At 64.0% G+C, this 22,327-nt stretch carries 22 protein-coding genes and 1 pseudogene; 13 read left to right on the top strand and 10 right to left on the bottom strand.

The window, feature by feature from the left end:
• Window positions 1–2 precede the first annotated feature (2 nt).
• Window positions 3–881, bottom strand: a complete 879-nt coding sequence (locus tag AC3A4Z_RS08545; protein ID WP_498711198.1) for a carbon-nitrogen hydrolase family protein — start codon at window positions 879–881, stop codon at window positions 3–5.
• A gap of 96 nt (window positions 882–977) precedes the next feature.
• On the opposite strand from AC3A4Z_RS08545, the gene AC3A4Z_RS08540 reads away from it, so the two are divergent.
• Complete coding sequence (locus tag AC3A4Z_RS08540) at window positions 978–1,736, top strand: FadR/GntR family transcriptional regulator (protein WP_498711197.1); 759 nt, start codon at window positions 978–980, stop codon at window positions 1,734–1,736.
• A gap of 92 nt (window positions 1,737–1,828) precedes the next feature.
• Window positions 1,829–2,296: a hypothetical protein gene (locus AC3A4Z_RS08535; protein WP_498711196.1), complete on the top strand. Its 468-nt coding sequence runs from the start codon at window positions 1,829–1,831 to the stop codon at window positions 2,294–2,296.
• A 390-nt stretch (window positions 2,297–2,686) separates the two neighbouring features.
• On the opposite strand, the gene AC3A4Z_RS08530 is transcribed toward AC3A4Z_RS08535, so the two are convergent.
• The 3 genes from AC3A4Z_RS08530 to hisC all read right to left on the bottom strand — a co-directional run bounded on the left by AC3A4Z_RS08530 (window position 2,687) and on the right by hisC (window position 7,314).
• A complete protein-coding gene (locus AC3A4Z_RS08530; RefSeq protein ID WP_498711195.1) occupies window positions 2,687–4,246 on the bottom strand; it encodes an SIR2 family protein in 1,560 nt (519 codons plus the stop codon).
• A 509-nt stretch (window positions 4,247–4,755) separates the two neighbouring features.
• Window positions 4,756–6,171, bottom strand: coding sequence for an amino acid permease (locus AC3A4Z_RS08525; protein WP_498711194.1), 1,416 nt, complete (start codon window positions 6,169–6,171; stop codon window positions 4,756–4,758).
• 45 nt (window positions 6,172–6,216) lie between these two features.
• A complete protein-coding gene (gene hisC / locus AC3A4Z_RS08520) occupies window positions 6,217–7,314 on the bottom strand; it encodes a histidinol-phosphate transaminase (RefSeq protein ID WP_498711193.1) in 1,098 nt (365 codons plus the stop codon).
• Between the two features lie 93 nt (window positions 7,315–7,407).
• Here hisC and AC3A4Z_RS08515 point away from each other — a divergent pair, with 93 nt between their 5' ends.
• From AC3A4Z_RS08515 to AC3A4Z_RS08490, 6 genes are all read left to right on the top strand, one after another.
• Entirely contained in the window at window positions 7,408–7,938 is a 531-nt protein-coding gene (locus tag AC3A4Z_RS08515; protein ID WP_498711192.1) for an Lrp/AsnC family transcriptional regulator, read from the top strand.
• Window positions 7,939–8,032: 94 nt separating this feature from the next.
• Window positions 8,033–9,691, top strand: coding sequence for a thiamine pyrophosphate-binding protein (locus AC3A4Z_RS08510; RefSeq protein ID WP_498711191.1), 1,659 nt, complete (start codon window positions 8,033–8,035; stop codon window positions 9,689–9,691).
• 417 nt (window positions 9,692–10,108) lie between these two features.
• Complete coding sequence (locus tag AC3A4Z_RS08505; RefSeq protein ID WP_498711190.1) at window positions 10,109–10,867, top strand: prolipoprotein diacylglyceryl transferase; 759 nt, start codon at window positions 10,109–10,111, stop codon at window positions 10,865–10,867.
• 352 nt (window positions 10,868–11,219) lie between these two features.
• Window positions 11,220–11,567, top strand: coding sequence for a hypothetical protein (locus AC3A4Z_RS08500; RefSeq protein ID WP_498711189.1), 348 nt, complete (start codon window positions 11,220–11,222; stop codon window positions 11,565–11,567).
• Window positions 11,564–13,168 (top strand): radical SAM protein, encoded by a 1,605-nt coding sequence (locus AC3A4Z_RS08495; RefSeq protein ID WP_498711188.1) that lies wholly within the window; start codon window positions 11,564–11,566, stop codon window positions 13,166–13,168. Before AC3A4Z_RS08500 ends, AC3A4Z_RS08495 begins: the two co-directional genes overlap by 4 nt.
• Window positions 13,169–13,189: 21 nt before the next feature.
• The gene (locus AC3A4Z_RS08490) at window positions 13,190–13,564 is read left to right on the top strand and encodes a hypothetical protein (protein WP_498711187.1); all 375 of its coding nucleotides are present in this window, start codon (window positions 13,190–13,192) and stop codon (window positions 13,562–13,564) included.
• On the opposite strand, the gene AC3A4Z_RS08485 is transcribed toward AC3A4Z_RS08490, so the two are convergent.
• On the bottom strand, window positions 13,561–13,785 hold the full coding sequence (locus AC3A4Z_RS08485) for a hypothetical protein (protein ID WP_498711426.1): 225 nt from the start codon (window positions 13,783–13,785) through the stop codon (window positions 13,561–13,563). The genes AC3A4Z_RS08490 and AC3A4Z_RS08485 overlap by 4 nt on opposite strands.
• A gap of 32 nt (window positions 13,786–13,817) precedes the next feature.
• Here AC3A4Z_RS08485 and AC3A4Z_RS08480 point away from each other — a divergent pair.
• Together AC3A4Z_RS08480 and AC3A4Z_RS08475 are read left to right on the top strand one after the other, a co-directional pair.
• Window positions 13,818–14,216 (top strand): annotated as a pseudogene (locus tag AC3A4Z_RS08480) (thiamine pyrophosphate-dependent enzyme); the annotation flags it as partial.
• Window positions 14,217–14,762: 546 nt separating this feature from the next.
• Window positions 14,763–15,242, top strand: coding sequence for a hypothetical protein (locus AC3A4Z_RS08475; protein ID WP_498711186.1), 480 nt, complete (start codon window positions 14,763–14,765; stop codon window positions 15,240–15,242).
• 578 nt (window positions 15,243–15,820) lie between these two features.
• On the opposite strand, the gene AC3A4Z_RS08470 is transcribed toward AC3A4Z_RS08475, so the two are convergent.
• On the bottom strand, window positions 15,821–15,952 hold the full coding sequence (locus AC3A4Z_RS08470) for a hypothetical protein (RefSeq protein ID WP_498711185.1): 132 nt from the start codon (window positions 15,950–15,952) through the stop codon (window positions 15,821–15,823).
• Between the two features lie 108 nt (window positions 15,953–16,060).
• Between AC3A4Z_RS08470 and AC3A4Z_RS08465 the strand changes: the two genes are divergently transcribed.
• Window positions 16,061–16,639, top strand: a complete 579-nt coding sequence (locus AC3A4Z_RS08465) for a DM13 domain-containing protein (RefSeq protein WP_498711184.1) — start codon at window positions 16,061–16,063, stop codon at window positions 16,637–16,639.
• Window positions 16,640–16,708: 69 nt separating this feature from the next.
• Window positions 16,709–17,605: a ketopantoate reductase family protein gene (locus tag AC3A4Z_RS08460; protein WP_498711183.1), complete on the top strand. Its 897-nt coding sequence runs from the start codon at window positions 16,709–16,711 to the stop codon at window positions 17,603–17,605.
• Window positions 17,606–17,855: 250 nt separating this feature from the next.
• On the opposite strand, the gene AC3A4Z_RS08455 is transcribed toward AC3A4Z_RS08460, so the two are convergent.
• A complete protein-coding gene (locus tag AC3A4Z_RS08455; RefSeq protein ID WP_498711182.1) occupies window positions 17,856–18,125 on the bottom strand; it encodes a hypothetical protein in 270 nt (89 codons plus the stop codon).
• A 268-nt stretch (window positions 18,126–18,393) separates the two neighbouring features.
• On the opposite strand from AC3A4Z_RS08455, the gene AC3A4Z_RS08450 reads away from it, so the two are divergent.
• On the top strand, window positions 18,394–18,582 hold the full coding sequence (locus AC3A4Z_RS08450; protein ID WP_498711181.1) for a hypothetical protein: 189 nt from the start codon (window positions 18,394–18,396) through the stop codon (window positions 18,580–18,582).
• Between the two features lie 53 nt (window positions 18,583–18,635).
• Here the strand turns inward: AC3A4Z_RS08450 and AC3A4Z_RS08445 are convergent, their stop codons facing one another.
• The 3 genes from AC3A4Z_RS08445 to AC3A4Z_RS08435 all read right to left on the bottom strand — a co-directional run bounded on the left by AC3A4Z_RS08445 (window position 18,636) and on the right by AC3A4Z_RS08435 (window position 22,282).
• Entirely contained in the window at window positions 18,636–20,147 is a 1,512-nt protein-coding gene (locus AC3A4Z_RS08445) for an MFS transporter (RefSeq protein WP_498711180.1), read from the bottom strand.
• A 101-nt stretch (window positions 20,148–20,248) separates the two neighbouring features.
• On the bottom strand, window positions 20,249–20,569 hold the full coding sequence (locus AC3A4Z_RS08440) for a GYD domain-containing protein (RefSeq protein ID WP_498711179.1): 321 nt from the start codon (window positions 20,567–20,569) through the stop codon (window positions 20,249–20,251).
• Window positions 20,570–20,644: 75 nt separating this feature from the next.
• On the bottom strand, window positions 20,645–22,282 hold the full coding sequence (locus AC3A4Z_RS08435; protein WP_498711178.1) for a serine hydrolase: 1,638 nt from the start codon (window positions 22,280–22,282) through the stop codon (window positions 20,645–20,647).
• Between the last annotated feature and the right edge of the window lie 45 nt (window positions 22,283–22,327).

The raw sequence follows: 22,327 nt of genomic DNA, 5'->3' as shown, positions 1-22,327 counted from the left end.
CCTTAGGGCTTGTAGGACGGCGGTGTCCAGGTGGCCGGGTTGATCCGGCCTTGGTAGACGGAAAGTTCGACGGCGGGCTCCCCCTCGCGGAACTGCGACCAGGGGCGGTTGAGGTTCTCCGTGCCGTGTGTGCGGACGCGGTCGACGGCGGCCAGGTTCAGTTCCGCGGTGAGCAGCTGCGGCTGATCGTCTGTTGCTTCTGTGAGGGTGTTGCCCTCCGGGTCCACGATGATGCTTTTGCCTTGGCCGGTGGGGCCGGCGCAGTTGACGCTGACCATGAAGACCTGGTTGACGATGGCGTTGGCCTTGGCGAGGATCAGTTCCTGTTTGCGGTCCGGGGTGGTGGTTTTGACGACGTTGAGGATCACGTCGGCGCCCATCCAGGCGAGCTGGCGGGACACCTCCGGGTACCAGGCGTCGTAGCAGATGTTCAGGCCCACCCTGCCGGTGCCGGGCAGGTCCACGGTGGTGAACCGGTCGCCGGGGTCGTACGGCTCGAACGGGCGCCAGGGGAAGATCTTCCGGTAGTAGCCGGCGAGCTCCCCTTCCGGCGACAGGACCAGCTGGGTGTTGAACAGCTGGCCTTCCGGGCCGCGTTCGCAGACGCTGCCGGGGACCAGCCAGATGTTGAGGTCTTTCGCCAGTCGCTTGAGCTCTTTGACCCGTGGGCCGTCGAGGGGCTCGGCACTCGCCTGAAGGATTTCCGTGCGCTGCAGGTCCGGGTTTTCGTCGCCGAAGAGGTGCAGCTCGGGGAAGACGACGAGCTTACTGTGCGGCTGGGCTTCGAGGGCTGCTTTGACTTCGTCCGCGAAGCCCGAGACGGGTTCGCCAATGAGCCGAGGCCGGGCTTGGGCGGCGATGAGGGGAAGGATGCGTTGCATGGGTTTTTCTCCGCGTTGGGGTGTGATCCGGGTTATATTAGATCAGAATGATCCAATAAAGGGAAGGGGGCCGGGGTGGGCCGTAAAGTAGCGGATATGACCCGTCAGCTGGAGGACACCGCCGAGCCCGCCCGCCTTAGTGCCGGCAGGATGTCCGGGATGGAGCGCCGCAGTGCGATGGACGCCGTTCGAATGCGGATCGGGATGGCGATTTCGCTCGGGCTGCTGAAGCCCGGCGAGCGGTTGCCCGACCAGGAGGATGTTGCCCTGGGTCTTTCGGTTAGCCCGATTACTGCCAGGCGTGCTTTGGCGAGCCTGGCGGAGCAGGGCGTCGTGGTGCGCCGGCGCGGCCGGGCCGGCGGAACGTTCGTTGCCGATGCGCCACCTACTGAGGTTTTGGCGTCACTTTCGGCTTCGCCGGCTGAGTCCCAGGCGGTGAACAGGCTGGTGGACCGAAGGCTGTTGTTCGAGTGCGCGGTGACGCACTATGCCGCGGTCAATGCGTCGGCGGAGCAGCTGGATGAGCTGGAGCGGCTGACCCGCGAAATGGCTGAGGCGACCGACTGGTCCTATTACCACCGGATGGACGAGCAGTTCCATCAACTGGTGGGCACTGCATCGTGCCTGGACTCCGCCGTCGAGGTGTATCACGAGACCCTCGCCGAGCTTTACGACTACTTCATCCCCTACCCCATCGAGAAGCTGCACAAATCCAACCAGGACCACATCGCCCTGTTGGCCGCCCTCCGCGCCGGAGACGTTCAGGACGCCGTGGAGGTGGCCCGGAAGCACGTGGACATCCTGCACCGGACGATGTTCATGGGGCTGGCGCAGGGTAGAGCTGGAGCGCACTGAATATTGGCTAACGTGCCAGCGCAGGTGCTGCTGTGCCCGGAAGCCGATCGAAATCGTGCAACCTGCGAACCCGCTTTCGCCGGGCTGGCATCATGGGCATCATGATCGCTCTCGAAATCCTCTCCATGGCGGCCGCCCTCGCCGCTTTGGGCTTCGCCCTTTGGGCAGCCAACTCCGACCACTCGCAAGCCACCGAAGACTTCAGCGGCTTCCAACGCACCACCGAAGAAGTGCAAGAGTCAAGGGATGCCGCAGCCACCCTCAAGGATGCAGGTGAAAGATACTCGATACAAGGAAATCAGCCCGAGGCCAAGAAGGCATTTGATCAGCGTGACGCCCTTCTAAAGCGCGCCCGGGAGTCGGAAGCATCGCTACAGCAGCCTCAGGAAGTGAACGTGGCGAAGCATGTCACCTTATCCCGCCGCTCCCTTCATCGCGCAGCTTGGGCGGCAGTATTTGGCACCGCGAGCGCGCTTTCCGGTGGGTGGGCTGGCATTCTCGGCGCGCAGTCACAACCTGACGACACGTCCAAGTCTCCTGCGCCCACCGTTACCCATTGAGATTTCGGTGATGCCTAATACGGTCGTGCCAAACTTCAAATTGTCAGCGGATAAAGCCCGCTGACGGTACTTGAATAGGAATTGGGGATGCTGCGCAGAACGTATGGATCACACACCGCCGGGACTTCTTCACAAGCGATGGTGAACTGTTCTCAACGCAGGCAAGAAGAATTACCTGCCAGGCAAGTTCTCCGCGAGGGCTTGCAAGCACAGATGGAGTACCCACTGCTCACAACGAGCATTAACGGTAGACGTTATGCCGGTTGAAGTAGTCATTGTTTTCGCCCGAGGGCAGGGACGCCTAAAGCATTGCAACCCATTCGGGACCGGAGGCGTTATGCAGACCGCGGAAGCCTAGATAGTAGCAAAGGATAGTACTCCCCTCCCTTGCTAGGAGGCTTCCTCTTCGGCAGGCCTTTCAACAACCGCACGCCGTTCTTCCACTTGGAGCAAAACCGCGTCAAGCTCCGGACTGTCTTCTGTGATAGGTATATCAGCCACGGCCGGGTATATTTCGGCAGCCAAGCCAAGAAGTTCCTTAGCCCGCTCGACAAAGACATCACTTGGCGTCTCAAGCCATCCATGGATTAGACGCCGGGCGAGGTCGGCCGCGTAGGCGAGATCGGCATCGGCTCCATTCTCGTCTTGGGTATAGTCGATCTCTTTTTCCAACCGGTCTAGTATTTTAGACGCATTCTCTTCACCGATGGATGCTTCCCAGATCAAGGGCCACTGCACGATTCCGGACTTCAGCATTTCATCACGGACTTCTGTTGGGACTGTCCTTATCAAAATTTGCGCAACATACCAGGAAAGTTCCGGGCTCGCGCCCTTGGCCTGCTCCATCTCAATAACTTTGGCGGCCAACGACCATCTGCCAGTTGTCACTCGGACCATTTTCGCCGTAATTGCTTCGAGGCGTCCTTTCAAGGAGGGGGGCACCCGACGTTCGAGCAGGCGCTCGCACACCCTCAAGCCGAAGAACCTTGCCATCGAATCTGGATCGCTCTCGTGCTCGGCCGCCTCGAATTCCTTCTCGGCTTGCTCTACCAAGTCCAGGCTTGCAAACAGCTGCCCGGCAGCATCACTGTCGTGTCGCCTCGAAGCTGCTATAGAGGACAGTGCAGAAAGAAAAGCACCGATCGAAGAAATTTCTGCTTCCATTCCTATCGCGTTCGGGCGCCACCTTTCTGGAATGCGTCGCCTCGCCTCCTTGTTCGGTGAATCCAGGACCAAGGTCTTTAGCCCAACTGCTTCGTAAAGCTCCTCAAGAACAGGATTTCGTTCTAGGCGCACGATGTAAGACTGCCGCCGGTCGGCGGTGGGAATGTCTTCCATCATTTGGTTCAATTTAAACCAAATGAGCCGGATGTTGATGTCCCGAAAGCTGTAACCCATGAACAGTACCGAGCGGCCAAGTAGATCGGCCCGAAACTTCACATCCATCGCGGACTCGAAGTCAAGACGCTTGAAGTAAGACGACTCCGTCAGGACCAACGTTTCTTCATGCCGCAGGTCGCCATGATACTTGACGACCTGGGTTGCCTGCTGGCCAGCAACAGCCACATCTCTACCTAGCGCAACGACGTTAACCGGGACACCAAGCGCGCGGTAAGTGGATTCCAACAGATCGTCGTAGTTTGTTGTGTAGATCTGGGGGGCGTTGAGATTTAGGAGCTCGATGTGAGCAGTCGACAAAGTTGCGTCAACGCCCCCAGGCATTCCGCGTTCGATCACGTGCCGCAAGGGCCCGATTCGCTGGTCCGATTTCAAGTAGAGGTACTCAGCTATCTGGAGATTGTCACCGCGCGTATGGCGCTTTAACTCGTCATAGGGCAGAGACCCCTCGGTCTCATTGGCCAGCTTCGCTAACAGCTGGTCCCAGTCGGGGAGTCCCACTGTCGAGGAAAAACCAGCACCAACAAATGGAATTACGCGCCTTTCGGCCACAGCCGAAATCAAGTCGCTAGGTATTTCCAAGTCCCGCCCCCAAAGATATTTTCGCCACATCCGAGATGAGCCCTCATCGTACATTCCGACTCACATCCAGGGGAATACCGGGCACTAGCCTGCCGAGGACCAATAGAAGGACGTCTTGCAAGTCATGGATTCTGTGACACCTCGGGCGTGAGACACATCGCCAACGCAAGGCAGCCTTGGAACCGTCGCGTTTGTTTGCCCGAACTTGGGAGTTGCTTCCGCGAGTCAGTGATCAGCCGGACGTCATCACGAATATCCACCAGATAGTTAAAGCCGCGACAGCTGTACTAGTCTCGCGCTACAGCGCCGACACAAGTCGACTCCACGGCAAGCGAACGGCACCCAGAGCAGCTGCGCGGCCGCACCGCCGCCAGTCGTCCCTCATGGCCAACTGTCGTGTTTGGAGAAGGGCGCGCCCGGTCAGACCGAACGCGCCCGTCGTTTGTCATGAACCCCTCGCAGGATTCAAATCACCTGATTCAGTCGATGAGCACCGGCTGCTTTTCACCGTCCGACGCTTCAATGCGTCCCGCAACCTTCCGGCCGCCACGGTGGTTCAGCCAGTTCGCCACAGCCAGAACCGCCACAAGCCCGAAAGTGCTCAGCAGCTGCGGACGGGAATCCTCGCCGATGAAGCCCACCGTGAAGATCGCCGCGAGGATGACCAACCCAACCACCGTGAGCCACGGGAAGCCGGGCATCCGCAAGGGAAGCTCCGTTCCCTCGCGGTCGGCGCGGAGGCGCAGGGCGAGCTGGGCCAGGAGCGCCGACGTCCACACCAGCAGGCAGGTGGAGCCCACGATGTTGAGCAGGACGGGAAGGACCATCTCCGGGAACGCCAGCTCCAGCACCACAGTGACAACGCCGAACGCGACGCTGGCCAGGACTGCAACCACCGGAACCCTGGCCTTGGACACGGAAGCGAGCAAGCGCGGCGCTTCACCGCGCTCGGCAAGCGAGTACGCCATCCGGGAGGCACCGTAGAGGTTGGCGTTGAGGGCCGAGAGGAGTGCTGCGACGGCCACCAAGGTAATGGCGGTGGCTGCGCCGGGCATGCCGGCGGCGTCCAGCACCGCGGCGAACGGGCTCTTCAAACCTGCCGAACCCACGGGAACCACCGCAGCGATCACGAAGATGGCGCCGATGTAGAACACAAGTATGCGCCACAGCACCGTCCGGACAGCCTTCTTCACGCTGCGTGCCGGCTCGGCGGTCTCAGCTGCGGCCACGGACACAATCTCGGTGCCGCCGAACGCGAACGCCACCACGAACAGCGCCGTCGCAATGCCGGCGAAACCGCTCGGCGCGAAGCCCTCGCCGGTGAAGTTGGACAGCCCCGGCGACTGGACGCCCGGCAGCCAGCCGAACAGCAGCGCAGCGCCCACCAGGAGGAAGCCGACGATCGCCGCCACCTTGAGCAGCGCAAACCAGAACTCGAACTCGCCAAAGTTCTTCACGCTCGTCAGGTTCACGGCGGTGAGCACCACGATGAACACGAAAGCCATCAGCCACACCGGCAGGGCCGGGAAGATGGTGGCCAGGAGCCCTGCGGCGCCAAGCGCTTCCGCCGCGATGACCACCACGAGCTGCAGCCACCAGAGCCAGCCCACCGTGGCGCCGGCCACCGGCCCGTAAGCCTTGGCGGTGTAGACGGAGAAGGCGCCGCTGTCCGGATTGGCCGCGGCCATCTCGCCGAGGGCCCACATCACCAGGATGATGAGGGTGCCCGCTACGAGGTAGGAGATCAGCACCGCCGGGCCGGCAGCTTGGATGCCGGCACCGGAGCCGATAAACAGGCCCGCACCGATGGCGCTTCCAAGCCCCATCATGGTGAGCTGGCGGGGTTTGAGGGCCGCGCCGAGCGCGCGGGCAGACGTCTTTGTCTGTTGTTCCATGGGATTCCTCTAGTTAGTAGGTGGAACGGATTTTGGGATTAAGGTTCAGGCTGCGTGGGCTGCCAGGATCCGGAGCACGCGGTCGTTGGCGGCGGCGTCAGCAACGGTGATGCGCACGCCGTCGCCCTGATACGCCCGGACCATGATGCCGGCGCCGTCGAACGCCTCCATCAGCCTGGTCCGGAGCTCGTCGTCGGCACGGATCCACAGGAAATTGCCCTGGCTCGGCTCCAGCTTCCAGCCCCGGGCTGCCAGCTCCCGAGACATCCGTGCACGCTCCTGCTTGACGACGGCGACCCGCGCCTCCATCTCCTCCCCCGCGTCCAGCGATGCGACGGCCGCCTTCTGGGCCAGCGCGCTCACCGAGAAGGGAAGGGCAGTCCGGCGCAGTCCCTCGGCGATCTCCGGCGCCGCCACGGCGTATCCCACCCGCAGGCCGGCCAGTCCGTAGGCCTTCGAGAAGGTGCGGAGGATGCAGACGTTCGGGTACTCGCGGTAGAGCGCCAGGGAATCGGGGCCGCTCCCGGCCTCGGCATACTCCACGTAGGCCTCGTCGATCACCACGAGGATGTCGGAGCGGACGGCGCGCAGGAAGGCCTCGATGCGGTCATGGCTGATCGGGACGCCGGTGGGGTTGTTGGGGGTGCACAGCAGGATGACCCTGGTGCGCTCGGTGACGGCCGCGGCCATGGCATCGAGGTCGTGGCCCTCCAAGTGGTCCAGCGGGATGCGGACCGGCCGGGCGCCCGCCAACTCCACCAGGATGGGGTAGGCCTCGAAGGAGCGCCACGCGAAGATCACTTCATCCCCGGCGTCGCACAGTCCGGTGATGATCTGCTGGAGGACGCCGACGCTGCCGGGTCCCACCCCGATCTCCTCGGCTGTGACGCCGAGCTGTCGGGCAAGCCGTTCGCGGAGTTCGACGGCGGCCATGTCCGGGTAGCGGTTCATGGCACCTGCCGCTCCGGCCACCGCAGCGATTGCCGCGGGCAGGGGCTCGTAGTGGCTTTCGTTGCTGGCGAGGGCTGCGATGTCCATACCGGCGCTGCGCCGGCCCGGGACGTAGGACGGGAGGCCGGTCACCGCGGCACGAAGGGTGGGGCGCGCGGTGGCCGGTGCCGATTGAAGCTGAGTGAGGGTCATGAGGACCGATCATGATTGTGACCCGGCGCACATTGCAAGATACGCTCAAGGCATTGGGACTTCTGCTCAACTTCTACTGCATATGGTGAAAATATGACTATCACTAACGCCCCCACCCTGGATTCCCTAGACGGCAGGATCATCCTTGCCCTGGACAAGGATCCCGAAGCCAGCGCCCTGGCACTCTCCCGGACACTCGGCGTCGCACGTAACACCGTCCATGCCCGGCTGTCACGGCTGGAGCGCAGCGGCGCCCTCCGCTCCTTCAGCCGCAGGCTGGACCCTGCCGCCCTCGGCTACGACCTGATGGCCTTCCTCTCCTTGGCCATCAGCCAGACGCGGGCGGGCGCGGTGGAGAACGGGCTCGCGGCCATCCCCGAGGTGATTGAGGTGCACGCCACCACCGGGGACGCGGACCTGATGGCCAAGGTGGTGGCACGGAGCACGGCCGATCTGTACCGCATCACCAACCAGATCCTGGCCATCGACGGGATCCAGCGGACCAGCACCGCCATTTCCGTCGTCGAACTAATGCCGCCCCGGTACGACGGCCTCCTGAACCGGCTGTCCCAGCAGGACTCCCGCCCTGCGGATGAAACTACTGGTGACGCAGGCCACAAGTAGGCATATTTTCAATTACTCCTACTTCAGACTGCCAATAATCCCAGCCAGATCCGGTTCTATTGCTTATCCGCAAGCTGGCCCGCAGGATTCCTGCATGACTACTCTCACCGTCTCGGGCCGCGTGGCACAGGTTCTCAGCAGCTACCTCAGCGACGTCTTCGGCGTTATGGGCAACGGCAACGTCTACTTCCTGGACGCGGCCGAAAAGGTGGGGCTGCGCTTCTCCCCCGTCCGTCACGAGGGCGCCGCCATCGCCGCGGCCGACGCCTACTACCGGACCTCCGGACGGCTCGCGGCCGGCACCACCACCTACGGCCCCGGCTATACCAACGCGCTCACCGCCCTGGCCGAGGCGGTCCAGGCGCAGATCCCGGTTGTGCTGGTCACCGGGGACGCGCCGAGCAGCGGCGCCCGGCCGCAGGACGTGGACCAGGCGGCCATCGCCGCCGGCCTGGGCGCGGCCACCTTCACCGTCACCCGCGACTCCGCGGGCGCCATCACCCAGCAGGCGGTGGAGTACGCACTCACCAAGCGCACCGCCGTCGTGGTTGCCATCCCCTACGACCTCGCGTCACTCGAGGCTGGGGACGAGGAACTTCCGGCGCCTCTCGCGGCTCAGGTGACGGACGACGTCGACCGCGGCCTTGTGCAGGCAGCCCGCCTGCTCGCCGGGGCGAAGCGCCCGCTGATCCTCGCCGGCCGAGGTGCGCACCTCGCCGGAGCTGGCCCGGAGCTCCGGGAACTCGCCGACCGCCTCGGCGCCCTGACCGCCGGAACCGCGCTGGCGCTCAACCTCCTCAATGGCGAGGGGTATCTGGGCGTCGCGGGCGGTTTCGGCACGGACACCGCGGCCGGGCTTATGGGCGAGGCCGACGTGGTGCTGGTGGCCGGGGCGAGCCTGAGCCCGTTCACCATGCGGTTCGGGCACCTGCTCGGCCCGGACAGCACGGTGATCCAGATCGACAGCGCCCTGCAGCCGACGAACCCCCGGGTGGACCTGTTCGTCAGCGCGGACGCGAAGTCCGCCGCGGGACGTCTTCTGTCGTTGCTTGATGGCGCGGCTTCGGCTCAGGGTTGGCGGGCGGAAGCTTCTAAGCGCCTGGCCTCGGGACCGGGGCACCACCCGGGCTCGGACGAGACGCCGGATGGCCGGCTGGACCCGCGCTCCCTCGCCACGGCGCTCGACGCCGTGCTGCCGGAGCGCCGCACGGTGGTCCAGGACGGCGGGCACTTCGTGGGCTGGGCGCCGATGTACTGGAACATTCCGCGGCCGCAGGACCTGGTGATGGTGGGGACCGCGTTCCAGGCCATCGGGCTGGGCCTTGCCAGCGCCGTGGGGGCGGCCCGCGCAGTGGAGGACGGCCGCACCCTGGTGCTGGCCTCCGGCGATGGCGGTTTCCTGATGGGCCTGGCCGACCTCGAATCGCTGATCGGTGCGGCGAAGAGCGCGATTGTGGTGATCTACAACGATGCCGCCTACGGAGCCGAAATCCACCAGTACGGCTCCCAGGGCTTGACCGAAAAGCCCATGCTGATCCCCGAGGTAGACTTCAGCGGCATTGGCCGTGCGTTGGGTGCCGAGTCGGCTGTGATCCGTTCGCTGGCGGACCTTTCGGCGCTTACGGACTGGATCGATGCCGGCGCCAAGGGCACCTTCGTGGCCGACTGCCGGATCACCTCAACCGTGCGGGCGCCGTGGCTCAGCGAGTGGATGAACGCCAAGCAGGCCGCGAAGGCAGCGGTGGCGGGGTAAGAGATCCGTCGGGGGCTCGCAATGGCCCAGACTTGTCGGAGGATCAATACCATCTCGAGTGCGCCCCGCCACCGATACTGGCTGACATCAGCCGCATGAGCTTGCCCTGGGAAATTCATCCTGCGCGGGCTGCCGCCGTCACGTTGGGCCGATAGGCATTTTGAGGGCGGCAGCACCTGGACCTTGGGGGCCACCAAGCTCAGACGATTAGGTAAGCCTTGGAGCCGGGATGTTTGCTCTAGTTTTCTGAGCGCAGTGAACGTGCGAGCGCGAACTCCAGGGTATTCAGAGCTCACCCTCGTACAGATCACGTCCGGCCTGCCACGCTGAAACCCTGCTGCGGCGCGGAGCCACAACATCAGGATCGCCCGGTCGGAAAAACGAAGGGCAGGAAATTCTCGCTGCTACACTCTGCTCATGATCGGGCTTCCCTTCGCGGGGAACGGGCTGGTGCACGCCGGCCTATTGGGGCTGGGAATCCTCGCAGCCCTGATGTTTTACGCCCATGAGAAGCGCCGGCGCGGCCTCTCGGATCCGCGGTTGTGGCCCATTGCCGGTTTCGCGATTGCCTTCGGAGCCATTGGTTCAAGGGTCCTCACCTGGGATGTCTCCCGACAGGTCTCCTTGGCGGACTGGTGGGGCAACGGCGACCGCAGCATCCTCGCCGGCCTGGTCGGGGCATGGTTCGGCGTCCATCTGGGCAAACGCCTGACGGGCTACCGCGAGTCCACCGGGGATCTGCTGGCCCCCGCGGTCGCCCTGGCGCTGGTCGTCGGGCGGGTAGGTTGTCTTCTCACAGAACTGCCCGGCACCCCGACCGGCGGAGCATGGGGGATATCGCTCACGCCGGAGCAGGCTGCGATGTTGGGTGGAGTCCCCGGTGTAGGGCTCCACCCTTCCTTTGCCTACGAAATCCTGTTCCATCTCGCCGCCTTCGCGGTGATGTGGCGGTTCCGGGACCGCCTGCCCCACGCCGGCGACCTCTTCATCTGCTACGTCACCTCTTACGCCTTGTTCCGGTTCGGCGTCGAATTTGTCCGTGGCAACGACGTGCTGTGGCTGGGGATGAGCCGTCCCCAATGGTTCCTTCTCGTGGTACTCCCGCTGCTGTTCTGGCGGACGCTGCAGGTCTTCGGGAGACCACTCCGTCCGAAAGCGGAAGGGGCTGTGGCATGAGGGAAGACCGCCTATCGCCCCAGGAGGAGGAACCCCCTGAACCAGCACTCGGCTCCCTAGGATACGGAGTCCTGGTTGGAACTACTGCCCTGTACGCCATATATGTCGGGATACCAATTGCTTTCGGCGGGCCGGCCTTCATGCCTTTCCTGACAGGTCCGTCCGCGTTCATTCCAATCGGCGTTTTCCTGGCGGTGGCAATTGTGCTGGCTGTCCGTCCCCACACGTCCCGGTGGGGTGCCGGGCTGCTGATTGGACTGGGGATCTTCACCCTGCTGGGCGGTGGGATCTGCGTCGGAGCCCTAGCCGCGCAAACGAGTGGACGGATATAAATCCCGGAAGGAGCAACAGCATGAGCGATGACAACCCAGAGCCACGGGACGAGGAACCGCCGTATAAGGGCGGGGGCGGGGGCGGCTTCTTCATGCTGCTTGGAGTCGTGGTGGGCGCCATTGCCCTTTATGCCCTCTACTTCGGGACAACAGCCGGTATCGCCCCGGATGAAGGGTACAAGACGCCACTCGCCGGGCCTGCAGTCTTTATCCCCATCGGCGTGTATCTTGCGATAGCTGGTGCATTGGCTGTCTGGCCGCGCACTTCCCGGTTGGGCGCGGGGCTGCTCATTGGCTTGGGGATCTTCACCCTGATGGGCGGCGGGGTCTGCGTCATTTCCCTCTCCCAGATGAGCCGTCAGATATGAACGCGTCCTCGATCAATTCCCGGCGGGCGCTGCCAGGCCCCGGCCAGCCGCTGCGCGGAGACCGGATCCACCGGTACGTCACGGCTTTCTGTCCCCGCTGCCATGAGACAGACCCGCCGCTCGCGCAGGTGCGCCGTCTCTCCGGCGTACTGCTGATCCGCGATGACCGTGTCTGGCTCGAACGCGGCTGCCCGGATCACGGCCTCGTCCGCACCCTGTACGACGAGTCACCGGAAATCCTGCGCTATCTGGAGAAGTGGCAGGCGCCCACCAAGCAACACATCCCGGACCAGGCCGGCAACTACCGCCAGATACCGGAGGCCTACGCTTACGGACTGCCCGCCATGCAGACGCAGCACACATGCCTCCTGCTGCAGGACGTCATCGAGCACTGCAATCTCCGTTGCCCCACCTGCTTCACCGCGTCCGGCCCGCAGCTGCAGGGCGTGGCACCGCTCAGCGAGGTCCTCGCGAATATTGATACCCGTCTTACCCGCGAAAACGGGCGGCTGGATGTGCTGATGCTCTCCGGCGGCGAGCCCACGCTTTATCCCCACCTGCCCGAACTCCTGGATGAGCTCGTCGCCCGGCCGATTGTCAGGATCATGGTGAACAGCAACGGGATGCTCATAGCCACCGATGACGAACTCCTCGCACTGCTGGAACGGCACCGGGACCGGGTGGAGGTGTACCTGCAATACGACGGCCCGTCCAAAGAAGCCTCCATCCACCACCGGGGCGGCGACCTCACCCGCTTCAAGGACATGGCCATCGCCCGCCTGTCCGAGGCAGGCGTATTCACCACCCTGACCATGACGGCGGCGCTCGGTGTCAACGACGGTGAGGTCGGCGCCGTCGTTATGAGGGCCCTGGAAACCCCGTTTGTTGGCGGGGTGGCGCTTCAGCCGGTGTTCGGTTCGGGACGCGGCCACGGCATCGACCCCATCAACAGGCTCACCCACACCGGCGTGCTGGAACGGCTCGCGGAGCAGACCGGAGGGGTGGTCTCCTGGCACGACCTGACAGCACTCCCCTGCTCGCATCCGCACTGCGCATCCGTGGGCTACATGCTAAAGGACGACTCGGGGGTCTGGCGTTCGCTGACAGCCCTCATCGGGCACGACCAACTGCTCGCCTGGCTGGAACTCAATCCCGACAGCATCGCCAACCGCATCGCCGACAGCGCGATACCGGTTGAGCTGCGTGACCTCATGAAGACCTCCCTGCTGGACCTGCTCAGTGAACAGTCCTCGCTGTCCCACCCGCGGACCACGGACCTTTGGAAGAACATCTGCACCCAGTGCGACCTCGGCATCGGCACACTCACCACACTCGCAGCCGGCAAGCTTCCGGGCCAGCAACAGCGGCTCCGCCGGCTCCTCGCTGAACGGATCACGCGGATTATGGTCAAGCCGTTCATGGACATCTCCACCATGATCGAGGAACGGCTCACCCAATGCTGCGTCCACGTGGGCACAAAGAGCGACGCCGGTGATCACCAGTGTGCTCCCTTCTGCGCCGTCCAGGCCTGGCCAGCCCTTGCCAGGCAACGCATGAGCACGGCGACGGGCCGCGGCCTCCTCCCGGTCCGCCAGGTCTGAACCGGCGATGAGGAGGAAATGATGGGCTCCGCTTCTGATGATGCCCGGCGGATCGCAGCCGGGCCATCGCCGTCAGAACTCGTACGCTCGAAGCACACGGCCCGGCACGGACACCGGCCTGACCCTGCAACGGATCCGCAGGCACCGCCCTTCGACCCGCTGCGGCTCTGCATTTTCGCGACCATTGCCCTGCTGGGCTGGGCAGCCGGTCCCGTGACCCTGGCCGTGTTCGCCGCCGTCGGATTCGCAGGTTATTGGAAGGCACGACGGCGGGGCCTGACGAGGTCGAACTGCTTGCTCCGCGATACCAGGCTGGTTCTGGCCTACCTGGGCATCCTGTTTGCGGCCGGGTTGTTGGGGATCTACTCGCTGGCCGCCACACTGTTCGGCTTTTAGCCCCTGCCCCAGGACCTGAGCGGCTGCGCAACGTCGGGGACGCCGTGTACCCGACGGCTATGCCTGACCGTGTCCAGCACAGCTGAACGGCAGGCACGACTGTTGTGGGTAACAGATCGAGGGCGTGCGACGCGTGGGCGAAGGATGCATCCCTCGACCTTCAGTTCAGGCCGCCCCCTGTACCGCTTGGCATCGATCACCCAGATACCGCCGCAAGTGATGGCGATGTGATCGATGTTGGCCTTCGAGCCGGGACGGCCGCACCCTGGTGCTGGCTTCCGGCGACGGCGGTTTCCTGATGGGCCTGGCCGACCTCGAATCGCTCATTGGTGCGGCGCGCAGCGCGATCGTGGTGATCTACAGCGATGCCGCGAACGGAGGCGAGATCCACCAGTACGGTTCCCAGGGCTTGACCGAAAAGCCCATGCTGATCCCCGAGGTGGACTTCAGCGGCATCGCCCGGGCGTTGGGCGCCGAGTCGGCTGTGATCCGTTCCCTGGCGGACCTTTCGGCGCTCACGGACTGGATCGACGCAGGCGCTAAGGGCACCTTCGTGGCCGACTGCCGGATCACCTCAAGCGTGCGGGCGCCGCGGCTAAGCGAGTGGATAGACGCCAAGCAGGCGGCGAAGGCGGCGGTCGTATCCAGCTGACGCCGGGGTAGGCCCCACTGGGATGAGTATAAGAGAATGGCACAGAGCCTTCAGGAGCACAGGGGCAGGGCCGATCAAATCCATAAATGCAATTGAACTATCCCTTATTCGTCTAGGAACAGGCCCCTGCATTGACCGTCTCCTACCATTCAGGCTTGATACCCCCTTTTTACCCGACACCGTGAGATTAGGTAGTCTCCGCTCCTGTAGCCGCAAATATAATTGGCACACCGGCCCAGACCGGACAATTTAGGCGGATACAGAAGGCCGCGGTCAGGGACTCGTCCCGAATATGCTGGTCCCGTGAGCGTGTCAAAGGAAGCCCGTGTAGCACGGTTTTTGCGAACAGCACGGCTCAGCTTTTTCAAAAGGTTGGCCCCGACCATATTGGGCATGGGCAAGCCGCATCGTCACTGATGCAGTGCGATCATCCAGCAATTCTTATTCTTAACTGGAATGTGATACCGGAGTCAATGAGAAGTTGGCTTCTATCGATGATCTGCACCTGACACTCCGCTTCGCCAAATAGAGCAAAGAGGCTTGAAAATGAAAAATTGGCTAATCGCTACAGCTCTAGCCGGAAGTATCACGCTCTTGGCCGCTCCAGCCGTAGCCGCTCCGCCTGACACTGCGCCGTCGGGGCCCCCCGACAGCACCATATTCACTCAGCCGCTCTCAGGATGCAGCTTCGATGTAGAGGCGACGATATCGGGTAAGACCAAGGAAATCATCCTGCCCAGCGGCGGGTCCATCGTTACTGCCCCCAAGCAGACAGCCACCGTAACGAACCTGAAGACCGGGAAATCGGTCAATTATGTCGTTACCGGAGTCTTCTTTATCACAACAGACGAAGATGACAACATCACTTTCAAGGCCAGAGGCAGGAATCTCCTCACCCGTAGCAACGGAATTTTCCTGACCTCGGGCAATTTCTCATTCACTTTCCTTGCTAAGGAGAACGTGTTTATTGAATTTGATACTGAGGGTTTGGGCAACGTCATTGACGTCTGCGCTGCACTGAAGTAGCGCAGATACCAGATGTAAGGGCGGCAGGGCTGCTAAAAGTGGTTCTGCCGCCAGGCGGCACCTCGCCTTTTAGAGATCTAGCTGCGCGGCTCATATATTCTGGCCGGGAAGCACTCGTCGGACTCCTTATAGCAGCCGCACACGGCCAGACTACCGAAGTGACTAATGGCGGGCAGCGGCAGGATGTGCGATGATCCAGCGCCCGCTCAGGAAGCCCCTATACTCGTGGGCCGCACCGTCGCTGCGTGCTTCTCCCCGGCACGAGCGTGGGGACTGTGAAGCGGGCCTGGGCCGGCCGGAGGTCGGGGCGGTGCAGCATGACGGACTGCATGGCCCAGTACTTGCCCATCTTGTCGCCCCTGCGGAACGCTGCGGAAATGGTTGCCGCTGCCTCCGCGTGTGACTACGCGGCGCTATCCAGCCAGAGCGTCGACCACGATGGCACTCAGCGCTGGGGCCGAGGACGCCTTGCGGAATAGATTCCGCGCAACCCCGGCACGCGGGTTCAGGCGGCTTCGGCACCCACCCAAGCGGCGCCGTCGTACATTCCCGCGTCACATTACTTTCGGTTTCCCGGGCTATCCCTTGTGCTCCGCCCGCGCCATCGCAAGGCCGCTCTCGAACGGCAGGGAGTCAAGGTCCAGCAGCGGGTTGTCGTCCTGCGTTTCCATCAGCTTCCGGGCTGCTTCCTCCCAGTCCACGCTGGGCATGGACCCGGATGAACGCCAAGCAGGCGGCGAAGGCTGCGGTGGCGCGGTAAGCAAGGTTGGCCGGTTTTCAGACCGGAACGGCGCCCTCGATCCGGACGTTGACGGGGTATGAGAAAACGCGCTGTCATCCCGGCCCTGCTGCTCGTGGCTGTCATCGCGGTTAGCGTTGGGCTTTACCTGTTCCAGCCCTGGCGCATTTTCACCAGCTCAACGGTGATCGAGGATCTTCCGGTTGCTGCCACGCCAGCCGGCGAGCCTGCGGTCGAACCTTCGAACGAGCCGACGGAGCCCTCGGGACCCTCGGCAGCGCCGTCCGCCGTCGCGCCCGTCACCGCTCCGCGTGAGCTGGCAACAGGCCAACTCATCAGCCATGAACATGCCAGCTCGGGAACCGTGAAGATCCTGGAACTCCCGGACGGGAGCCGGATCCTCAGGCTCGAAGGCCTTGATACATCCGACGGGCCCGACCTCCACGTATGGCTCACCGACGCCCCGGTGATCGAGGGAGTCGCCGGCTGGTACGTCTTCGATGACGGGGCTTACCTCGACCTGGGCGGTCTCAAAGCCAACAAGGGCGACCAGAACTACGAGATCCCGGCCGCCGCGGAGCTTGGCGACTACAGCTCCGTCAGCATCTGGTGCGCGCGTTTCGCGGTGTCCTTCGCCGCCGCCGAGCTGAACACGTAAGCCAACACCCTCCGGGCATACCCTGAAACCGGTCAACATTTTCGACAAACCCCGGAAAGGCATGCGCACATGCGGATACTCGTCGTCGGAGCCGGAGCAACAGGCGGGGCGTTCGGTACGCTCCTGCAGGAAGCGGGACGGGATGTCACGTACCTGGTGCGGCCGCGCAAGCAGGAGGCCCTCCGCCGCGACGGGCTGCGCTTCGTCTCGCCCACCGCTGACCGGACGCACCAGGTGAAAACCATCACCGCCCCGGACGCTTCAGCGGCCTTCGATCTGATCCTCGTCACGGTCAAAGCCACAGCGTTCGAGGGCGTACTCGGCGAGATCGGCGCTTTCGTCGGGCCTGGGACCAGCATCATTCCCATCCTCAACGGCATGGCCCACCTGGACCGGCTGGAGCAGCAGCACCCGGGGCAGGTGCTCGGCGGCCTGGCGCGGATTGTCGCCACCCTCGACGGCGATGTAGTCCGCCAGCAGGTGCCCCTCACTTCGCTCATGATTGGCGGGCTGAACGGAGACCCTGTCCCGCCGGAGGTTTCCGAAGCTCTGAACGTGCCCGCCGTCGACTTCTCGGTAGTGGACGACGTAAGGGGCGCGCTGTGGGACAAATGGGCCTTCATCGCAGCCGCGGGAATAGTGAATTGCCTGTTCCGGGCGCCGGTGGGACGGATCCTCGAGGCCGGCGGGCAGTCCAGGATCCTGGAGGCCATCAGTGAAACCGAAGCGGTGGCGGCAGCGGCTGGACATCCCGTTTCCGGTGCCGCTCATGCACAGGCCGTCGGCATACTCACCGAGCCGGGCTCTGCATTCACTTCTTCCCTCTACCGGGACCTCAGCGCAGGACTGCCGTCCGAAGCTGAACACATACTCGGCGACCTCGCACGCAGGGCCCGGGAGCTCAACGTTCCCACCCCGCTGCTGGACCTCACCCTCATCCAGATCCGGGGTGGTCTCCCGCGCTGACTGCCGCGCTCCGAATAGCTTCTGCGTAGGCGGCGGTGATCGCGACTGTCCACATAGGCGTCACCGCGGCTGAACCAGGGTTTCGGCGGGCGGGTGCAGCCGGAGGCCCCGGCAGCCCGGACCTATTCCAAGCCGCATGCCGGCGCCTCTCCGAGCACGCAAAAGGAGGCCGACGACGACACTGAGTGTGTCGCCGTCGGCCTCCTTTTATGCCGGTGCGGTGGAGCTATCCCCGCAGAGCGGTGGAAGCTTAGGCCGCCGCGGGAAGCGTTACGTAGCTGCCCTCGATGGCGCTGGCGGCAACAACAGGCATGCCGTCCACTGTGACATAGCTGCCACGGGTGACGGGCGCCAGGTTTGCGGCACCGGCGACGGTGACATAGCTGCCCTCGACGCCGGCGGTGACGCGGCCGCCCGGGAGAGTCACATAGCTGCCCCCGCGCACCGCGGTGTCAGCGAAGGTGGTAGCGGCTTTAAGGGTGGTTCCGGCGGTGGATGGACGTTCGTTAAGTACAGTCATGGGTTCTCCGTGAAGTCTGGGAAATGGGGGCCGTAAAGGTTCTTGTGCCGCTCAAGCAGGAGGGCGGATGCGCGTTGTGCCGCGTGCCCCGCTGGCCCGGGTATCTTCACCGGTGCGGTACTCAAGGGCTACGGTGGCCTGTACCCCAGTCTACCGGCTTATATTGAACAGCTCATAATAACGTGGGAAGACTCACGTGCACTCAAGGCGAGTGCTCACGTACGAGCTTGCGGACATGCGTCCGCATCTGGTCCTTTAGGCTTGGGCTATGAATAACACCAGAAGAGCAACGCTCATTTGGTCGCTGGGGGCAGTTATTTTCTCTCTCATCGGCGTATACATCGCACTGAACTCCAACGGAGCCTGGTACTCCATCGTGTCGGCCATCGTCCTTCTTCTTGCCGGCGCCGCCTTCGCTGCCCGCGCGGTTCTAACCCTGCGCGCATCGGACACGTAACCCCATCCTGACTGCCTGCCCACGCTGCGGGTTCCTGGTCGTCCGTCCCTGCGTTACATCACCTTCGGCTTCCCGGGCCGCCCCTTGTGCTCCGCCCGCGCGGTCTCAAAGCTGCCTTCGAACGGCAGCGAGTCCAGGTCCAGCAGCGGGTTGGTGTCCTGCGTCTCCACCAGCTTCCGGGCCGCTTCCTCCGACTCCACGCTGGGCATGGACCCGGGCAGGTGCCGCCCGGCCGATTCGGGCAGGAACCGGATGGCCACGGCCGCAATCACGGCCACCGCCATCAGGTAGTACGCAATCGCCATGTCGTCGCCGGTCACCTCGATCAGGGCCGCGATGATGAACGGAGCCGTCCCGCCGAAGATCGCCACGGCCAGGTTGTAGGCGATGCCCATGGCGGAATAGCGGTGCTCGGTGGGAAACAGCGCGGGCAACGCGGACGCAAGGTTCGGCACCGAAAACGCCACCGGGAATGCGATCAGGGCCAGGCCCAGCAACGTCATCGGAAGGTTGCCCACCGCTATCGCCAGGAACGCAGGGACCGCGAACACCACCGTGCTGAACGCCCCGATCCACAGCACGGGGCGGCGGCCGATCCGGTCGGAGAGAAGCCCGGTGAACGGGATGCACAACGCCATGGCCACCAGGACCGGGAGGGTCAGCAGCGTCCCCTGGACCTCGTCGTACCCCTTGTTGCTGGTCAGGTACGTGGGCATGTAGGACGTCAGGGCGTAGGCCACCGTATTGGCGGCCGCCGCCAGGATCATCGCCAGCACGAGGGGCCGCCAGTGCGCCTTCACAATGCCCACCGGGCCCACGGGGCGGAGCTCTTCGGCGCCGGGACGCTTGGCCGCCACAGCTTCAGCCTCCTGCGTGGCCTTGAAAGCGGACGACTCCTCGATCTTCATCCGGAAGTAGACGGCAACGATACCCAGCGGACCGGCCACCAGGAACGGAATCCGCCAGCCCCACTCCCCCATCTGCTCCTGTCCCAGGGTCAGCTGAAGGGCGGACACCACCGCCCCGCCCGCGGCAAAACCCAGGTAGCTGCCCATGTCCAGGAAGCTGACGTAGAAGCCGCGGCGCCGGTCCGGGGCATGCTCGCACACAAAGGTGGTGGCTCCCGAGTACTCGCCGCCGGTGGAAAAGCCCTGCACCAGCTTGGTGGCCACCAGCAGCACCGCCGCCCAAATACCCAGGACGTCGTACCCCGGGAGCAGGCCGACGGCGAACGTTGCGGCTGCCATCAGCATCAGCGTCATGGCCAGGACCTTCTGGCGGCCGATCTTGTCCCCCAACCAGCCAAAGAAGATCCCGCCCAGGGGCCGGGCGATGAACGTGGCAGCGAACGTCCCCAGCAGGAACAGGTTCTGCACCGCCTTGTCCGCCTCGGGCAGGAACACCGGCCCCATGGTGGTGATCAGGTAGCCGAACACACCGACGTCGTACCACTCCATCGTGTTGCCCACGATGGTGCCGCCGAGCGCCTTCCGCAGTGTCCGCTGGTTCACCACGTTGACGTCGGATACCTTCAGCCGCCGCTGTTGTCCGCTGCGCTCTGTCATGTTCCGCTCACCGCCGCTTCAGTCTTCAGGCTCGGCAGACCGCCGTCGTACATCACAACGGCGGCCGCCCGCCATGGTGCCACGCTCCCCTACCTCGGGCCTTATTGTCCCGGGGCCCGGTAAGTCGGCGTCTTCTTGGCAGCTTCATCCAGGTCCTCGACAGTGAGGAGCGGCTTCAGGCGGACGTTGACGTTACCCGTGGAATTGATCAGCAGCGACAAGGCTGCGGCGCTTGCATCGTCCGGCACCTCAAAGACACCCAGGACGTCGTAGTACCCAAAGGCGTAGTAGAAACTCTCCAACGTTCCGCCCACCGACTTGAGGGCCTCCGTCAGGGCGTCACGCCGCTTGGTGCCGCCTTCCTGCATCAGTCCCTGGATGCCTTTGCCCACGTACGTCGCTTCAAACAGATACTTCGGCATGACCTTTCCCTTTCCTGTTTTTCTTCCCACCCGCGCCATGGCGGACGTCTACGGCCCTTTCCTTAGCTGCGCCGGTTACGAGTCCCGGGTGAAGGTTCCCAGCCCGGTCCTGTCATAGAAATCAAGGATGACGCTGGACGAGCCACCGTTCCCTGGTGCAGCAAAGATCGCGCCGGCGAGGCCATTGGCGTTCTCGCCGGTGGTCTCGAAGCTGAAGGTATCGCCATCGAAGTGGGTGAGCGGGAACGTGGTGGGTTTGTCGGCCGGCCCCATGCGCATGGCCAGCTTCCCGTCCTGCTCGAAGACAACCAGCGGGCCGTAGTACGGGTTGTCATAGGTGCCCGTGTACGCACTGTTCGGGCTGGCAGGGGCGGGGCTGGCCGGAACGTTGGTGTAGTCCACCTCGGGTTTATCGGCCTCATCCTGCTGCTTGAAAATGGCGGCCGTGAAAGCCAGCCAGTCCACGGTGGGTGATCCGTGCTGGGCTGTGTCCATAAAGTCCGCGTTGATTGCTTCAGGAATTCCCTGCGGGCGGCCGTTGGTCAGGGCAACGATCGCCAGTTGTTCACCGGGAAGCATGGAAACGGCAGTTGCGGCGCCGAGGTTGAACGCCCCAGAATGGCCCAGCGAGACACGGCCCTGGTCGTCGTAGGAGACGTTCCAGCCCAGCCCGTAAAAGCCAGAGCGGGCAGCGGGGGCCGACGCCGGCCGGGAGACTATGTGGGGAACATGGGTTGTTTGCAGGGCAGCGGGGTCAATGACCGGCTTCCCCTCGTAGCTGCCGTTCCCGAGCTGGAGCCGGAGCCATTGCGCGAGGTCGCGAACTGTGGAACTGGCTCCTCCGGCCGGGGCTTCGGCATCGGGGTCGCGGCGGTATTTCGCCGCCCACTCCTTGTTCCCGACCGGCACATGCAGGACAGCCTTGTCTGCGGCCTTCTCGTAGTCGGCGAGGCGGTAACTGGATGATGACATGCCCAGTTTGCGGAACAGGAGCTCGTCCGCCAGGTCCTCCCACTCCATGTTCATCGCATCGGCCGCTGCCTGCCCGGCCTCGGTGAAGCCGAAGTTGCTGTAGTTGTAGCTGGCCCGGAAGGTGTCCAGGGGTTGCTGGTTGAGGTGGGACAGGATGTAGTCGCGGTCGAAGCCGAGATCCTCCAGCAGGTCACCCGAAGCGGTTCGAAGCCCGGTGCGGTGGGACAACAGGTCAGCGAAGGTCGCGTTCCGGGTGACGTAGTCATCGTTGAGCGCGAAGTTGCTGTTGTATTCGATGACCGGATCGGTCCACTTTATGACCTGTTGTCCCACCACCCCTGCCACCACAGTGGACGCCAGCGGCTTGGACACCGAAGCCACCTGGAACACCGTGTCCGGAGTGATCTTCCCGGCCTTGCCGACCTCCCGGACTCCGAAACCCTTGGAGTACAGCACCTCGTCCCGGTACACCACGGCGACGGCCATCCCCGGCAGTCCGGTACTGGCCATGGCGTCCTGGACGAATCCGTCCAGCCTTGCAAGGGCACGATCGACCTTCGCCCGGTCCAGCAGCGGTGGAACCTGCCCCGGTGGGGCAGGAAGCAGAGACGCCGGCGCTGATGCGGCGACAGCCTGTGCCGCGGTGCCGCTGCAAGCGGTCAGGAACGGTAAACCGGCGGCTCCAATCCCTGCGGTCTTCAGCAGCGTGCGTCGGTCCGGGAGAACGGGAGCATTGTCCATAACGAATCCTTGACCCTCAGGCGGTGAGCACTGTGAAGAGGCCCC

It is taken from the genome of Arthrobacter sp. Soil_C_49, assembly GCF_057656635.1.
Note: the sequence above shows the minus strand (reverse complement) of the source record. Positions and strands in the feature narration are given on the sequence as shown.

What these genes read in the sequence shown, in the direction of transcription:
- AC3A4Z_RS08545 (WP_498711198.1), bottom strand. Translation starts at nt 881, where the DNA reads ATGCAACGCATCCTTCCCCTCATCGCCGCCCAAGCCCGGCCTCGGCTC.
- AC3A4Z_RS08540 (WP_498711197.1), top strand. Translation starts at nt 978, where the DNA reads ATGACCCGTCAGCTGGAGGACACCGCCGAGCCCGCCCGCCTTAGTGCC.
- AC3A4Z_RS08535 (WP_498711196.1), top strand. Translation starts at nt 1,829, where the DNA reads ATGGGCATCATGATCGCTCTCGAAATCCTCTCCATGGCGGCCGCCCTC.
- AC3A4Z_RS08525 (WP_498711194.1), bottom strand. Translation starts at nt 6,171, where the DNA reads ATGGAACAACAGACAAAGACGTCTGCCCGCGCGCTCGGCGCGGCCCTC.
- hisC (WP_498711193.1), bottom strand. Translation starts at nt 7,314, where the DNA reads ATGACCCTCACTCAGCTTCAATCGGCACCGGCCACCGCGCGCCCCACC.
- AC3A4Z_RS08515 (WP_498711192.1), top strand. Translation starts at nt 7,408, where the DNA reads ATGACTATCACTAACGCCCCCACCCTGGATTCCCTAGACGGCAGGATC.
- AC3A4Z_RS08510 (WP_498711191.1), top strand. Translation starts at nt 8,033, where the DNA reads ATGACTACTCTCACCGTCTCGGGCCGCGTGGCACAGGTTCTCAGCAGC.
- AC3A4Z_RS08505 (WP_498711190.1), top strand. Translation starts at nt 10,109, where the DNA reads ATGATCGGGCTTCCCTTCGCGGGGAACGGGCTGGTGCACGCCGGCCTA.
- AC3A4Z_RS08500 (WP_498711189.1), top strand. Translation starts at nt 11,220, where the DNA reads ATGAGCGATGACAACCCAGAGCCACGGGACGAGGAACCGCCGTATAAG.
- AC3A4Z_RS08495 (WP_498711188.1), top strand. Translation starts at nt 11,564, where the DNA reads ATGAACGCGTCCTCGATCAATTCCCGGCGGGCGCTGCCAGGCCCCGGC.
- AC3A4Z_RS08490 (WP_498711187.1), top strand. Translation starts at nt 13,190, where the DNA reads ATGGGCTCCGCTTCTGATGATGCCCGGCGGATCGCAGCCGGGCCATCG.
- AC3A4Z_RS08475 (WP_498711186.1), top strand. Translation starts at nt 14,763, where the DNA reads ATGAAAAATTGGCTAATCGCTACAGCTCTAGCCGGAAGTATCACGCTC.
- AC3A4Z_RS08470 (WP_498711185.1), bottom strand. Translation starts at nt 15,952, where the DNA reads ATGCCCAGCGTGGACTGGGAGGAAGCAGCCCGGAAGCTGATGGAAACG.
- AC3A4Z_RS08465 (WP_498711184.1), top strand. Translation starts at nt 16,061, where the DNA reads ATGAGAAAACGCGCTGTCATCCCGGCCCTGCTGCTCGTGGCTGTCATC.
- AC3A4Z_RS08460 (WP_498711183.1), top strand. Translation starts at nt 16,709, where the DNA reads ATGCGGATACTCGTCGTCGGAGCCGGAGCAACAGGCGGGGCGTTCGGT.
- AC3A4Z_RS08455 (WP_498711182.1), bottom strand. Translation starts at nt 18,125, where the DNA reads ATGACTGTACTTAACGAACGTCCATCCACCGCCGGAACCACCCTTAAA.
- AC3A4Z_RS08450 (WP_498711181.1), top strand. Translation starts at nt 18,394, where the DNA reads ATGAATAACACCAGAAGAGCAACGCTCATTTGGTCGCTGGGGGCAGTT.
- AC3A4Z_RS08445 (WP_498711180.1), bottom strand. Translation starts at nt 20,147, where the DNA reads ATGACAGAGCGCAGCGGACAACAGCGGCGGCTGAAGGTATCCGACGTC.
- AC3A4Z_RS08440 (WP_498711179.1), bottom strand. Translation starts at nt 20,569, where the DNA reads ATGCCGAAGTATCTGTTTGAAGCGACGTACGTGGGCAAAGGCATCCAG.
- AC3A4Z_RS08435 (WP_498711178.1), bottom strand. Translation starts at nt 22,282, where the DNA reads ATGGACAATGCTCCCGTTCTCCCGGACCGACGCACGCTGCTGAAGACC.